At 56.6% G+C, this 13,618-nt stretch carries 9 protein-coding genes; all 9 read right to left on the bottom strand.

The genetic code is table 11. From position 1 onward, the window contains the following. Positions 1-2 precede the first annotated feature (2 nt). The 9 genes from AZSP09_RS14385 to AZSP09_RS14345 all read right to left on the bottom strand — a co-directional run bounded on the left by AZSP09_RS14385 (position 3) and on the right by AZSP09_RS14345 (position 13,162). Positions 3-752 (bottom strand): electron transfer flavoprotein subunit beta/FixA family protein, encoded by a 750-nt coding sequence (locus AZSP09_RS14385; RefSeq protein WP_152090422.1) that lies wholly within the window; start codon positions 750-752, stop codon positions 3-5. 116 nt (positions 753-868) lie between these two features. Continuing rightward, complete coding sequence (locus AZSP09_RS14380; RefSeq protein ID WP_152090421.1) at positions 869-2,668, bottom strand: acyl-CoA dehydrogenase; 1,800 nt, start codon at positions 2,666-2,668, stop codon at positions 869-871. A gap of 12 nt (positions 2,669-2,680) precedes the next feature. Further along, entirely contained in the window at positions 2,681-3,874 is a 1,194-nt protein-coding gene (locus AZSP09_RS14375; RefSeq protein ID WP_152090420.1) for an acetyl-CoA C-acyltransferase, read from the bottom strand. A gap of 17 nt (positions 3,875-3,891) precedes the next feature. Beyond that, positions 3,892-6,291 carry a 3-hydroxyacyl-CoA dehydrogenase/enoyl-CoA hydratase family protein gene (locus tag AZSP09_RS14370; protein ID WP_152090419.1) on the bottom strand — a complete coding sequence of 800 codons (2,400 nt, stop codon included), beginning with the start codon at positions 6,289-6,291 and terminating at the stop codon, positions 3,892-3,894. A 21-nt stretch (positions 6,292-6,312) separates the two neighbouring features. Continuing rightward, positions 6,313-8,121 carry a DUF1302 domain-containing protein gene (locus AZSP09_RS14365; RefSeq protein WP_152090418.1) on the bottom strand — a complete coding sequence of 603 codons (1,809 nt, stop codon included), beginning with the start codon at positions 8,119-8,121 and terminating at the stop codon, positions 6,313-6,315. Positions 8,122-8,155: 34 nt separating this feature from the next. Continuing rightward, the gene (locus tag AZSP09_RS14360) at positions 8,156-9,796 is read right to left on the bottom strand and encodes a fatty acid--CoA ligase (protein ID WP_152090417.1); all 1,641 of its coding nucleotides are present in this window, start codon (positions 9,794-9,796) and stop codon (positions 8,156-8,158) included. 172 nt (positions 9,797-9,968) lie between these two features. Continuing rightward, a complete protein-coding gene (locus AZSP09_RS14355; RefSeq protein ID WP_152090416.1) occupies positions 9,969-10,598 on the bottom strand; it encodes a response regulator in 630 nt (209 codons plus the stop codon). Next, positions 10,595-11,641 (bottom strand): PAS domain-containing sensor histidine kinase, encoded by a 1,047-nt coding sequence (locus AZSP09_RS14350; protein WP_152090415.1) that lies wholly within the window; start codon positions 11,639-11,641, stop codon positions 10,595-10,597. The genes AZSP09_RS14355 and AZSP09_RS14350 overlap by 4 nt, the downstream gene beginning before the upstream one ends. A 543-nt stretch (positions 11,642-12,184) precedes the next feature. Continuing rightward, positions 12,185-13,162, bottom strand: coding sequence for an IS5 family transposase (locus AZSP09_RS14345; RefSeq protein ID WP_152090826.1), 978 nt, complete (start codon positions 13,160-13,162; stop codon positions 12,185-12,187). Between the last annotated feature and the right edge of the window lie 456 nt (positions 13,163-13,618).

Raw genomic sequence — 13,618 nt, 5'->3', positions numbered from 1 at the left:
GATCAGATCACCTTGGCTTCGTTCTTCAGTTTATTCACGAGGTCGGCCACGTCGGCGACCTTGATGCCGGCACTACGCTTCGGCGGTTCGCTGACTTTCACCGTGGTCAGGCGCGGGGCGACATCGACGCCGAGGTCGGCCGGCTTGACGGTGTCGAGCGGCTTCTTCTTGGACTTCATGATGTTGGGCAGGGTGGCGTAGCGCGGCTCGTTCAGGCGCAGGTCGGTGGAAACGACCGCCGGCAGGGAAATCTGCAGGGTTTCCAGGCCACCGTCGATTTCGCGGGTCACGGTCGCCTTGCCGTCGGCGAGGACGACCTTGGAGGCGAAGGTAGCTTGCGGCCAGTTTTGCAGGGCGGCGAGCATCTGGCCGGTCTGGTTGGCGTCGTCGTCGATGGCTTGCTTGCCGCAGATGACGAGTTGCGGTTGTTCCTTGTCGCACAGGGCCTTGAGCAGCTTGGCAACGGCCAGCGGCTGGAGGTCGACATCGGTTTCGACCAGGATGCCGCGGTCGGCACCGATCGCCATCGCGGTGCGCAGGGTTTCCTGGCAGGCGCCAACGCCGCAGGACACAGCGACCACTTCGGTGGCAATACCGGCTTCCTTCAGACGCACGGCTTCTTCGACGGCGATTTCGTCGAACGGGTTCATGCTCATCTTGACGTTGGCCAGATCGACGCCAGAACCGTCCGCCTTAACGCGCACCTTTACGTTGTAATCAACGACTCGCTTCACTGGAACCAGAATTTTCATCAAATTACTCGCTATTGATTACGTAAAAAACGGTTTGGGGGGTTTCCGCCCCCAAACCCAAAGCCACTGGTAGCGTCGAGGTGCTTACCAGCAGAGGAGACACCAAAAACTTCACATCAGAAATTAAAAAGCTCGTCGCCTAACGCTGCCAAAGCGGCATCACCTGCTTTCACCGTTTCGGCATAGGCTGCAGCCAAAGGTAATAGTTGGTCGGCGTAGAACTGGGCCGTGGCAATTTTCGCCAGATAGAAAGCCTGGTCGCTTTCGCCCTGTTCAAGATATCTGGCTGCGGCCAGTGCCGCCTTGCCCATGAACCAGCCACCAGACACCGTGACCGCCAGATGCAGGTAGGGAACAGCTGCGGTCAACACACCGGAGAGGCCAGTTTTTGCATTGCCGGCCAGCCATTCGGTCGCGCTGATCCAGGCTTGCAGGGATTCCCCCAAACGCTTGCCGATGGCTCGCAGTTCTGGACGAGTAGAAACGCCGAGCGCCTTGGCTGTCACCCCCACTTCGCCGAAAACGACACGGGCAGTCGCTCCCTGGTCGCGCATCAGCTTGCGAAACAGCAGGTCGTTGGCCTGGATGCCGGTAGTACCTTCGTAAATAGTGGTGATGCGCGAGTCGCGCCAGTGCTGAGCTGCCCCCGTTTCCTCGATGAATCCCATGCCGCCATGGATCTGGACGCCGAGCGAAGTGACATCGATGCCCATTTCGGTACTGCCGCCCTTGACGATGGGAATCATGAATTCGGCGAGATACAGCAGGCGCTTCTTCTCTTCGGGATCGGCCTCAGCGTGAGTGCGATCAAGCAGGCCCGAGGTGTAATAAGCAACAGCACGACAGGACTCAATCCGCGATTTCATCAACATCAACATGCGTCGGATGTCGGGATGTTTGTCGATCGTGACCAAGGCTTCGCCAGTAATCGCATCGCGTCCCTGCTTGCGCTCTCGGGCATAGCCGAGTGCCTGCTGATAGGCGCGCTCGCCAAGTGCGATGCCTTGCAGGCCGACCCCGAGGCGAGCTTCGTTCATCATGATGAACATGTATTCCAGCCCGCGATTTTCCTCGCCGAGCAGATAGCCGACGGCACCGCCATTGTCCCCGAAGGCCAGGACACAGGTCGGGCTAGCGTGGATGCCGAGCTTGTGTTCAATGGAAACGCAGTGCGCATCATTGCGCTCACCGAGCGAGCCGTCAGTGTTAACCAGAAACTTCGGCACCAGGAACAGCGAAATGCCACGCACCCCGGCCGGTGCGTCAGGCAGGCGGGCGAGCACCAGATGGACGATATTGTCCGTCATATCGTGGTCGCCGTAGGTGATGAAAATTTTCTGGCCGAAAACGCGATAGCTGCCATCCGCTTGCGGCTCCGCCCGCGAGCGGATCAAGGCCAGATCGGAACCGGCTTGCGGTTCGGTCAGATTCATCGTGCCGGTCCACTCGCCGGTGATCATTTTTTCCAGGTAGATCGCCTTCAACTCGTCGCTAGCGCAGGTCAGCAGTGCCTTGACCGCCCCAGTGGTGAGCAGTGGGCCGAGCGAGAAGGACAGGTTGGCTGAGCAGACCATTTCTTTGACCACGGTCGCCAGCGTTTCCGGCAAGCCTTGCCCACCGAATTCGGTCGGTGACTCAACACCACTCCAGCCCGCTTCGCAGAAGGCCTTGTAAGCCTCTTTCCAGCCAGGGGGCGTAGTCACGCCATTCGGCGTTAGCGTGCAGCCTTGCTGGTCACCGATTCGGTTGAGCGGGGCCAGCACTTCGCCGGCAAACTTGGCAGCTTCGTCGAGAATGGCATCGGCCAGATCCGGCGTCGCCTCTTCAAAGCAGGGAAGCTGGCTCAACTCCTTGAATCCGGCCAGGTCATCCATCACAAATCGCATTTCCTTGACCGGTGCGCGGTAATCACTCATCGCTCTATCTCCTTACAGACGTTCAAAAATGCCGGCCGCACCCATGCCGGTACCGATACACATACTGATCATCCCGTACTGCCCACCGACTCGCTGCATGCCATGGACCAGCGTGGCAGTTCGGATGGCACCGGTCGCTCCAAGCGGATGACCAAGCGCGATGGCACCGCCCAGCGGATTGACCTTGCTCGGGTCAATCTGCAAATCGTGCATCACGGCCAGGGTCTGTGCGGCAAACGCCTCGTTCAGTTCGATCCAGTCTAGCTGGTGCTGCGCAATGCCCGCCTGTTGCAAGGCTTTGGGAATGGCTGCAACCGGGCCAATGCCCATGATTTCCGGCGGCACACCAGCCACGGCAAAGCTGCAGAAGCGGGCCAGCGGCGTCAGGTTGAACTGCTTCAGGATCTTCTCGGAAACCAACAGCACAGCCGCTGCGCCATCCGACATTTGCGAGGCGTTACCGGCCGTTACCGTGCCTTTGGCATGGAATACCGGTTTCAGCTTGCCCAGGCTGTCGACCGTGACATCGCCGCGGGCCCCTTCGTCGTTCTCGGCCAGGCGCTGACGGGTTTTGACCTGCCCGGTTTTCAGATCCGGCAGATGTTCATTGATGGCATAGGGCGTGATTTCCGCCTTGAAATGGCCGGCGGTGATCGCCGCACAGGCCTTGCGATGCGATTCGACCGCGAAGGCATCCTGTGCCTCGCGGCTGATCTGCCATTGCTGGGCAACCTTCTCCGCCGTTAGGCCCATGCCGTAGGCAATGCCTCGTTGTTCGTCGAAAACGGCGGGATTGATCGCGACCTTGTTGCCCATCATGTTGGTCATCACCGTCATCGATTCGGTGCCGGCACCGATCATCACATCAGCCAGGCCGAGACGAATCTGGTTTGCGGCATCGGCCACGGCCTGCAGGCCGGACGAGCAGAAGCGGTTGATGGTGATGCCCGGCACGACGTTCGGCAGGCCGGCCAGCAGCACACCGATGCGGGCGACATTCATGCCTTGCTCGGCTTCGGGCATGGCACAACCGACGATCGCGTCGCCGATCAGGGCCGGGTCCAGGCCCGGCGCCTGCGCCATCACGCCCTTCAGGGCATGGGCCAGCAGGTCGTCCGGCCGCACGTTGCGGAACATGCCCTTGCGCTTGGCGACCGGCGTCCGGGTCACCGCGACAATGTAGGCGTCTTGAATCTGTTTGCTCATGGTTTTTCTCCGCCGTTTCAGTTACGCAGGGGTTTGCCGGTATCCAGCATGTGCTTGATGCGTGCCTGGGTTTCCGGGGTTTTAAGAAGTTCGAGGAATTGCTGGCGTTCAACCGCCAGCAGCCAGTCCTCATCGACCAGACTGCCGTACTCGACCTCGCCGCCACACAGGGCAACCGCCACGGCGCGGGAAACGCGATAGTCATGGGCCGAGATCATTCCGCCCTCAATCATGTTGACCAGATTCATCTCCAAGGTGGCAATTCCAGTCCGCCCGGCAACCGGTATCCCACGAGCGGGAACGGGGGGCACATAGCCGACATCGGCCAGCAGGCGAGCTTCCTTCAGGGCGACGAAGAGCAATTCGCGGGCATTGAAGCGGATGGTGTCGCTCGCATTACCAAACCCGAGATCAATGGCTTCATGCGCGCTCTTGCTCACCTTGGCCATTGCCAGCGCCATGAAGGTGGGCGACAAATTAGGCATTACCTCGCCCGGCGTGCCCGACTGGCCTGCCCAACGGGCGGCGCGCAAGGCGAGTTCCTTGCTGCCACCGCCAGCCGGAATCAGGCCGACACCAACTTCGACCAGTCCGAGATAGCTCTCCAGGGCCAGTACGCGCTTGGCGGCATGCATGGCAAACTCGCAACCGCCACCCAGCGCCATGCCCTGTACCGCTGCAATCACCGGGACCGGGGCATACTTGATGGCCATGGACGTTTGCTGGAACTTGTTAATGGTCCGCTCCAGACGGTCAAAATCGCCAGTGGTGCAGGCCTCGCTGATCTGCTTGAGATTGGCGCCAACGGCAAACGGCGCCTCATGCCAGATGACCAGGCCATCAAGGCTGCCGGCCGCCTGCTGCAGTGCAGCCTGCACACCATCAAGCACCTCGTCGCCGATGGCATGCATTTTCGATTTGAAGGAAATGATGCCGATGCCGGCGTCGACCGTCGGCAGGCACCACAAGCGCACGCCATCATTTTCAAACAACGTCTCACCGGCGGTTTCCGGTGGGGTGCCGGCTTCGCCGAGCAACAACTCTGGGAATAGCTGGCGGTCATAGACCGGCAGGGTCGAGCGCGGCACATAGCACTGGCGACTGGCCGACCAGGAACCCGCTGCACCATGCACGCCGTTTCTTGCCGGATCGGTCACCCAGGCCGGCAAGGGCACATTGCTCATGGCCTTTCCGGCCGCGATATCAGCGGCAATTGCTTCGGCTGTTTCTGCCCAGCCGGCCGCCTGCCACAACTCGAACGGCCCTTGCGCCCAGCCGAAGCCCCAGCGCAGCGCAAAATCCACATCACGGGCATTGTCGGCAACATGCTCCAGTTGCACGGCGCAGTAGTGGAACAAATCGCGGAAGATGGACCACAGGAATTGCGCCTGCGGGTGAGCCGAGGTACGTAGTGCCGCCAGGCGCTCGACTGGATCGGCAATCTTCAGCGCAGCCGCCACTTCCCCGGCAATCGCATCGCTGGACGGGCGGTAAGTGAGTTCGGCCACGTCGAACACCTGGATTTCCTTGCCCTGCTTGCGGAAGATACCACCCTTGGTTTTCTGACCGAGCACGCCTTGCTCAATCAATCCTGCCAACCAGTTCGGCACCGAAAAATGGGCATGCCACGGATCGTCCGGAAGCGTGTCCTGCATAGTCTTGACGACATGCGCCAGGGTGTCGAGGCCAACCACATCGCCCGTACGGTAGGTCGCGCTTTTCGGACGACCAACTTTTGGCCCGGTCAGGGCGTCGACTGTATCGAGGCCCAGGGCAAAGGCTTGGGTGTGATGCATCACCGACAGAATGGAGAAAACGCCGATCCGGTTAGCCACGAAATTGGGCGTATCCAGCGCCCGAACAACGCCCTTGCCCAGCCGCGAGGTCAGCCAGGTTTCGAGGCCGTCAAGCGTCGCCGCGGCAGTGCTGCGGGTGGCAATGATCTCTACCAGCGGCATGTAGCGCGGTGGGTTGAAGAAATGAATGCCGCAGAAATTAGGACGTAGTGCTGCCGGCAAAGCGTCGGCCAAGGCATTGATCGACAGCCCCGAGGTGTTGGAAGCGAAGATTGCGGTCGACGACAAAAACGGGCCGATTTTGGCGTAAAGGTCGTTTTTCCAGTCCATCCGTTCGGCAATGGCTTCGATGACCAGATCGCAATCGCTTAGCAATTCCAGATTATCGTCGTAATTGGCGGCATCGATATATTGCAGCTTGTCGCGGGTGACCAGCGGCGACGGCTGCAGACGCTTCAGACCATCGAGCGCCTTTTTGACGACCCCGTTCTTGTCACCGTCTTTGGCTGGCAGATCGAAAAGCACGACCGGTACGTTGGCATTGGCGAGATGGGCGGCAATTTGCGCCCCCATCACCCCAGCCCCCAGAACGGCCACCTTCCTGATGATCAAATTTTTCAAGCTGTTCTCCTTTTTATGGATTTAGAAGCTATAACCGACTGCGAGATTCAGGTAATCGCGATCTCGCAGGTTGTCGAAATCGCCCCCCTTGCCCAGGACGGTGAAATAACTCACGTCAGCAAAGTAGCGTTTCTGGTATTCGCCGCGCAGCGACACATTGAGAATCTTGCGACCCTGATTAAAGGTGTTGTCGTGCGTCCAACCCTTGACATCATGCGCAAAACCGATGGTCGGAACGAGGTCGGCACCGGCCAGCAACCCCGGGTAGCGCGCCGAGGCACGCAAGCGGTAACCCCACGAGTCTTCGGTAACGTAACCATCGTTACTGCAGGTCGCAGTCGCGGCGGTACATACACCGTTCACTGGGCCCAAACCGAAAACCGTTGAGCGGCCGTAGCGACGCTGGTTAACATCCGGCAAATTGGGGTAGCGTCGGTAACCTGCCTCACCAGCCAGTATCAGCGTGTCGGCACCAAGCACGTCCTTGAACGGCTGAAGCACCCCAAGCTGTAATTGCAGCATCTGCTTTCTATCGAAAGCCTGGAAAGTGCCGCCGGCGGCCGTATTGATAGCATCCTGTCGCAAAGGCGTTGGTGCGGTATTGGACAGGAAGGCGTTTAGCAAATCCGTACCATTCAGACCGAGTGGCTGATTCGGGCGATAGGTCAATTCGCCGAACACGGTTGCACTTGCCACCTTGCTATCAAAGCTCAAGCCCCAAACGCGAACATTGTCGGCATATTCCGTGCCGTATTGGGCATTCAGCCCGCCAGGGTCGCCCGGAATATAGGGGGTTGCACGCGTACTCTTAACCACATCGAGATTCGGGAGCCGATTGTGATACTGCGCAAAATACAGGGCAAGATTGGTGTTGATGGGGCCCAGGCGTAAGCGATAGGCAAGTCCGAACTGGCCACCATCATCGGGTTCGACCGTACCTGTCCTTTTGACGAAATTGCCGGCAGCGAGTTTGGCTCCGTCGGTCTGTGCCCCACCTGGAAAGACCCCATTGCACCCTTCGGCCAAATAATCGCTTGCGGCGAAATAGGTACCGCAGCCGGGCAGTTCGCTATGCCTGAACATGAACTGATAAAACGCCTCAACCGATTGGTTGTCGACAAACTGCCAGCGAGCAGTAATTTGGGGTACGGGAATGGTACTTTCCGCCGCTAAAGCTCCCGGGCGGCGAAAAGCACCGATATCAATCGGGCTGATAGCCGCCAGTCCGCCACCGATACTGGATCGCTCCCCCCATTGCTGCAGAACCTGGTTACCGAGGCGCACATCCAATGCCTGCCCCCCTATCGAGAAGCGCTGCCCCACGTAGGCATTCATCAAGGCCACACCGGAAAACTTTGCCAAGGAATCAAAGCCGTTGTCCGAAAGTGGCTCACCAGCCCGATAGCCATTTGGGTAGTTGCCCCACGGGCGGTCGTCGTGAGACTGACCATAGTCATACCAGGCCTTGGCAGCGAGGACGACCTCCGTGTCCTCCCGCTTCAGACGCATTTCGCTATAGGCCTTGAGCACGGTAGAGACTTGGTCACCTTTTTTGTAGTTCAGGTTGCTGTCATCATCGTTTTGGCCTGTTAGCGCATTGCCGCCCATACCTTGACTAGCGCCATTAGCCTTGAACATGAGCTTTTGGTCCTGCGACTGCATGCGAGTCTGGGTACCCACAACCACCGTGGTGTTAATACTGCCCTTCCATTCCCCCAGTTCAAGTTCAGCCGCACTGGCGAGTCCGCCAAGACAGGTACCAAACATTGCCAATAAGCCAACAAGCGGTCGACGGCGAAAAGGCAAAGTAACAAGCTGTGTGCAAATCATGAAAATCCTCCTCCTTGTTGTAATTGCTGAAAACTTAGGCCAGTTCCTCGCGCATGGCCTTTTTGTTGAGCTTGCCGACGCTGGTACGGGCAAGGTTGTCGACAAAGCGCACCTGATCCGGGACGGCAAACTTGGAGATATGGCCTTCCTCGGCGCAACGTAGAACATGCTGTTTGATATCTTCAGCAGTAGCCGTTTGATCAGCTTTGAGTACAATCATCGCTAGCGGGCGTTCCCCCCATTTGTCATCTTGGATACCGATGACAGCGACTTCGTTCACCGCTGGGTGCTGCGAAATAATGCTTTCCAGTTCGAGCGAGGAGACCCATTCGCCTCCAGTCTTGATCACGTCTTTCAAGCGGTCAGTTACGGTCAACATGCCGCGCTGGTCAATGACACCGATGTCGCCCGTATGCAGGTAGCCACCAGACCAAAGCTCTTCCGACGCGACAGGGTTGTGCAGGTACCCCTGAGTCAGCCACGGTGCTCGAACGACAATTTCGCCGGTGGCCTTACCGTTCCGGTCGACATCAAGCATTTCGTCGTTAACCGTACGCAGATCAACGAGAGGAATCGTGTAGCCAGTTTTGATGCGTTCGCTGACCTGCGTATCGGGATCATTACCAAGATCGTCACCGACTCGAACGATGGTTAGAATCGGGCAGGTTTCCGACATACCGTAACCGGTAAAGACATCCATCCCACGCGCCAATGCAGCTGCAGCCAAGCCCTTGGGGAATGCCGCCCCGCCAATCACCATCTTGCAGCGTGACAAATCAACGTTTGCGCCAGCCTTGCTGTTCAGTAGCATGTGCAGGATCGTCGGAACGCAGTGCGAGAAGGTCACCCCTTCGCGAGCAATTAGTTGCAACAGCATATCGGGGGCATAGCGACCGGGATAAACCTGCTTCAAGCCAAGCATGGTCGCCACGTAAGGGACGCCCCAGGCATGAACATGGAACATAGGGGTAATCGGCATATAAACATCGTCACGATGCAACCGACCTTGCCCAACCGCAGAACCAAGTGATGCCGCCACAGACAATGTATGTAATACAAGTTGGCGGTGGCTGAAATAAACCCCCTTGGGCACCCCCGTCGTGCCAGTGGTATAGAAAGTCGTTGCCCTTGTGTTTTCGTCGAAATCCGGGAAGTCGTAATGTGCTGATGCGGCTGCAAGTAGGGCTTCATACTCGCCGGCATAGGGAACCTTGAAGCCACTCATTGTTCCGCCATCGTCAGTGATCAGGATGAATTTCTTCACCGTTTCGAGCTGATCCTTGATGATTGCCAACATCGGAATAAACTCGACGTTGACCAAAACAATGTCGGCCTTGGCATGATTCAGGGTGTATAGGATTTGCTCCGGTGACAGGCGGACATTCACCGTCTGCAGTACGGCCCCCATCATCGGCACGGCAAAGAAGGCTTCAAGATAGCGATGGCTATCCCAGTCCATCATCGCTACCGTATTGCCGGGTCCAACACCCTGGCCTGACAACGCATTAGCCAAACGACCAATGCGCTCGAAAAACTGGCGGTAGTTGCCGCGGTACTGATCGCGATAGACGATCTCTTGGTTGCCAGCAGTGGCCCAGGCTGAATGCAGTAACTGCTTGATCAGTAGCGGGTAGGCATAAGCTGAAGGGGTCGTCTCGATTGGCTCGAACGGCATCCTTGTCTCCTTTGTTGTTTGCTTGGGAGACGCAGAATAGATTCGCGCTAATTCAGCTTATGCAGGAATTTTCCGGCATTGGTGTAAGAATTTTCTTAAGGCCGAGAATGGGCATCAGCATGATGGTAGTTCTTACCAAGGAGGTGGCTTGCCCATGGAGTCAACTGCATCATTAACTTAGTCCATGTGATAACGCATAGCGCACCAAATTTGCGTTATTTTCCAGCCCCAGTTTGGCGAGAATGCGAGTGCGGTAGGTACCGATGGTTTTGACACTAAGAAACATCCGCTCGCCTATCTCGGTCAGGGATACACCCTGAACGATCAATAACATGATTTGCATTTCACGAGCGGAGAGTTGTTGGTGAGGAGGTTGGGTGCCGGCATCCTGAATATTTAGAAAAAGCCCACCCAAGGCGTTAGGCGAAATGTAACGCCCCCCACTTGCCACGGTCCGAATTGCTCTCACCAACTCAGGCGCATCAGTATCCTTCGAGAGGTAGCCGTAGGCTCCCGCCCTGAGGGCCTGAGTCGCGAATTGCTCCTCCGGATACATGGAGAGCATCAGCACCGCCTGATTTGGCCATTCAGCCTTTATCCGCTCAAGAACCTCCAGGCCACTTCGCCCTTCCATATTAATATCAAGCAGAATGGCTTGATATTGGTGCGAACGTAACAATTCGATCGCTTCCCGACCGTTTTTGGCTTCGCCAGTAACGCGCAGATCAGGTTCATCCGATAAAAGACGAGACACACCACTCCTGAATATAGCGTGATCATCAACAATCAGTATTTCGATCATGCCGCATTCTCCAAGGGCACCCTAAGTAGCAGTCGAGTTCCGTTGCCCTGCTCCGAACAGATTTCAAGACTCCCGCCAAGCTCATGTGCTCGTTCAGCCATGCTAACCAGGCCAATCGACTTCCCGGTTGGAGTCAGAACCTGAATGCCTCGCCCATTATCGCGAACTTCAACGGTGAGCCATTTTTCCGATTTTTCGAGAGAAATAGTAACCTCACTGGCTTGGGCATGCCGGGAGATGTTGGTCAGCGCCTCCTGGCAGATGCGGTAGACACCTGTAGCCTGCGATTGCGAAAGATGCAGTTCCAACTCGTCCGGACTCATGGTCACAACGATGCCAGTGCGACCAGCAAACTCTTTAAGCGCAACGCGCAAGGCAGTTACCAGACCAAAATGGTCGAGCAACCCCGGACGTAGGCATTCCGAAATCTCTCGTACCTGAACGATTGTTTCCTGGGCAAGCCCTAACAAATCCTCGGTCATTTGCAGGAGCTCCTTGTCCTGCACTCGCCGGGCGATACGTTGTATATCCAGTTTCATTGAAGTCAGCATGCCACCAACCACGTCATGAAGCTCCCTGGCAATTCTGGAGCGCTGTTCCTCGCGAACGGTGTTTATGTAGGCCGCCAGTTCCCTCAGGCGTTCATGCGACTTTCGCAGTTCCTCCTCCCGTTGAACCCGCTCAGTAACATCGATTCCCACACCGACCACGGCCAGACGACCTTGGTAAAGAAGTCGGGAACCGTGTACTTCGAGGTGGACAATGCTGCCGTTCTTGTGCACCCCCTGCGTAATGAAACGAATACTTTCGGCTTCGCCGCGGATACGTCGATAATAATTATGGACGACCTCGTCTACGGCCTCTTTCGGCACGATCGCACTGAGATGCAAACCAATCACTTCCTGAGGCGTGTATCCGGCGATAGCTGCGAATGTGCTGTTTACGTAACGGAATATCTCGTCCTGAATGACATACACCCCGGCCAGGGATTGCTCCACGATGCCTCGAAAGGGTATATCGAGAAAATCATTTTCAGAGTCCATGAGGTATTCCTAAATATCACTTGCTTGATGGAAAAGTGAAAGGAATCGGTTTCTCCCTGCGACGGGCGTTCCTCAAACAGTCAGAGCTTCCCCGAGGATTGCTCGACATTTGGAGACACCAGAATGGCCTTTTCCTGCACGAAATGTTCAAAATAGGAAGTAATCGATTCATCATCAGCGCATCATCACAAGGATAAGGCTATTGATTTCTCGGGAGAAAATAACTGTCTGTAGGTCTGTTTGCATCACCGCAATTGTCCCGCAATGACTAAAAAAAATCCAAGATAATCCAAATACATATTTCGTGCGCATAGAAGAAAGATGCGGAGCTCCGAAAGTACGTGGCCCGCGACTTTTCCCGCAAAACGCGGGAATTCAATGCGTACGCGTCTTTTGCCTCGCTCCGATCCTATCGAGTAAGTTAGCTTAGGGATTCTCTGAACAACCCGCCATTTCAGCGTGGGCTGTCATAAAAAAATGAAAAATTGGCGATTTTCGACCGTTGACCGTGAAATTCCGGGGCTCTCACCCGCATTTCCCGTTTCACGGGCGCACCTCGCCCAACAAGGGCAGCAATCGCTTGCGTGCCAGCCACAGATTGGCCAGTGCAAACAGCGTCACAATCTGCCCGGTGTTCTTGGCCAGTCCGCGATAGCGAACTTTCACAAAACCAAACTGGCGCTTTACCACCCGGAACGGGTGTTCAACTATCGCTCGTACCGCCGACAGCATCCGGTTGAATCCCTTTTGTTCGTCGGTCAATTCGCCACCCTTGGGTTTCTTGGTCGGCGTCAGCACAGACAGACTACCTTCTTTCTCAAAGGTCTCAATCGTCCGGTTCGTCTTGTGATAGCCGCGATCACCCAAGGCAATTTTCTCTTCCCCGTGCAAGCACGCCTCCATCATCGTGATGTCCGCTACTTTGGTCGTTGTGCATTCCACGGTATGAATCAGACCGCTCTCGGCATCAACACCGATGTGCGCCTTCATCCCGAAGTACCACTGATTGCCTTTCTTGGTTTGCGTCATCTCGGGATCGCGTTTCTTGTCTTCGTTCTTGGTCGAACTCGGTGCCGCAATCAGCGTGGCATCGACCACCGTGCCGCGCTTCATCGACAAGCCTTTCTCAGACAGAACAGCACTGACTTCAGCAAACACCGCCACTGCCAAATCATGCTTCTCCAGCAGGTGACGGAAGCGAAGAATGGTGCTTTCGTCTGGCATCACGTCCTCGAACGCATCCAGCCCGGCAAACTGGCGAAGCAAAGGCACATCGTGCAAAGCCTCTTCCATTGCCGGATCAGAGTAGCCAAACCATTGCTGCATGAAGTGAATGCGCAACATCGTACCCAACGGCATCGGCGGGCGACCGTTTCCCTTCTTCGGGTAGAACGGCTCGATCAAGCTTTTGAGACGCGACCACGGAACAACCGCCTCCATCTCTGCCAGAAACACCGCCTTCCGGGTTTGCTTACCTGCTTTCGGCAGAAATCCCGTCTCGGCCAGGCTCAGTTGCTTCATCCGTTTCATCTTCTTCATCAGCACCATGACAATGGCGCTATTTTCTCAAATTGCGCTGCATGATGGTTACTTATGCAGAGTTTCCTTAGTGATTGATACCAGCCCAATCCAGCCAGACACATCTCTGGCGGCTCTGGCCGGAGGCTGTGTGGAAACGCTCGGGAATTTCGGCCGCCACGGGTTGGATTCAGAAATTCTGGCTGCTCATTTCGGGTTTGCCAGGTGGAATTCGGAATAAGACTGGCAAAAAGGCCCGGCGAGGCCTGGATCGCGGCCATCAACCCCTCAATTCCGATAATTTTCATCACGCGTTCATGTTGTAGGCAAGAACATGCAGGCTCATCCTATCCCCGGAGACCGTCAGCAAGGTGGCGCCGCTGTACGCTTACCAAAGACCCGACGAATCCCTTGGAACGGCAAAAAAATGCCTGACCACATCAGGTCAGGCATTTCAGT

Origin of the sequence: Azospira sp. I09, assembly GCF_009177135.1 — a bacterium.
Classification (GTDB): Bacteria; Pseudomonadota; Gammaproteobacteria; order Burkholderiales; family Rhodocyclaceae; genus Azospira; species Azospira oryzae.
The sequence above is the reverse complement of the archived record's forward strand: the minus strand, read 5'-3'. Positions and strand labels throughout refer to the sequence as shown.

Excerpts from the sequence above, each read along its gene's own strand:
- AZSP09_RS14380 (WP_152090421.1), bottom strand. The coding sequence starts at position 2,668 with ATGAGTGATTACCGCGCACCGGTCAAGGAAATGCGATTTGTGATGGAT.
- AZSP09_RS14360 (WP_152090417.1), bottom strand. The coding sequence starts at position 9,796 with ATGCCGTTCGAGCCAATCGAGACGACCCCTTCAGCTTATGCCTACCCG.
- AZSP09_RS14365 (WP_152090418.1), bottom strand. The coding sequence starts at position 8,121 with ATGATTTGCACACAGCTTGTTACTTTGCCTTTTCGCCGTCGACCGCTT.
- AZSP09_RS14375 (WP_152090420.1), bottom strand. The coding sequence starts at position 3,874 with ATGAGCAAACAGATTCAAGACGCCTACATTGTCGCGGTGACCCGGACG.
- AZSP09_RS14355 (WP_152090416.1), bottom strand. The coding sequence starts at position 10,598 with ATGATCGAAATACTGATTGTTGATGATCACGCTATATTCAGGAGTGGT.
- AZSP09_RS14350 (WP_152090415.1), bottom strand. The coding sequence starts at position 11,641 with ATGGACTCTGAAAATGATTTTCTCGATATACCCTTTCGAGGCATCGTG.
- AZSP09_RS14385 (WP_152090422.1), bottom strand. The coding sequence starts at position 752 with ATGAAAATTCTGGTTCCAGTGAAGCGAGTCGTTGATTACAACGTAAAG.
- AZSP09_RS14345 (WP_152090826.1), bottom strand. The coding sequence starts at position 13,162 with ATGAAGCAACTGAGCCTGGCCGAGACGGGATTTCTGCCGAAAGCAGGT.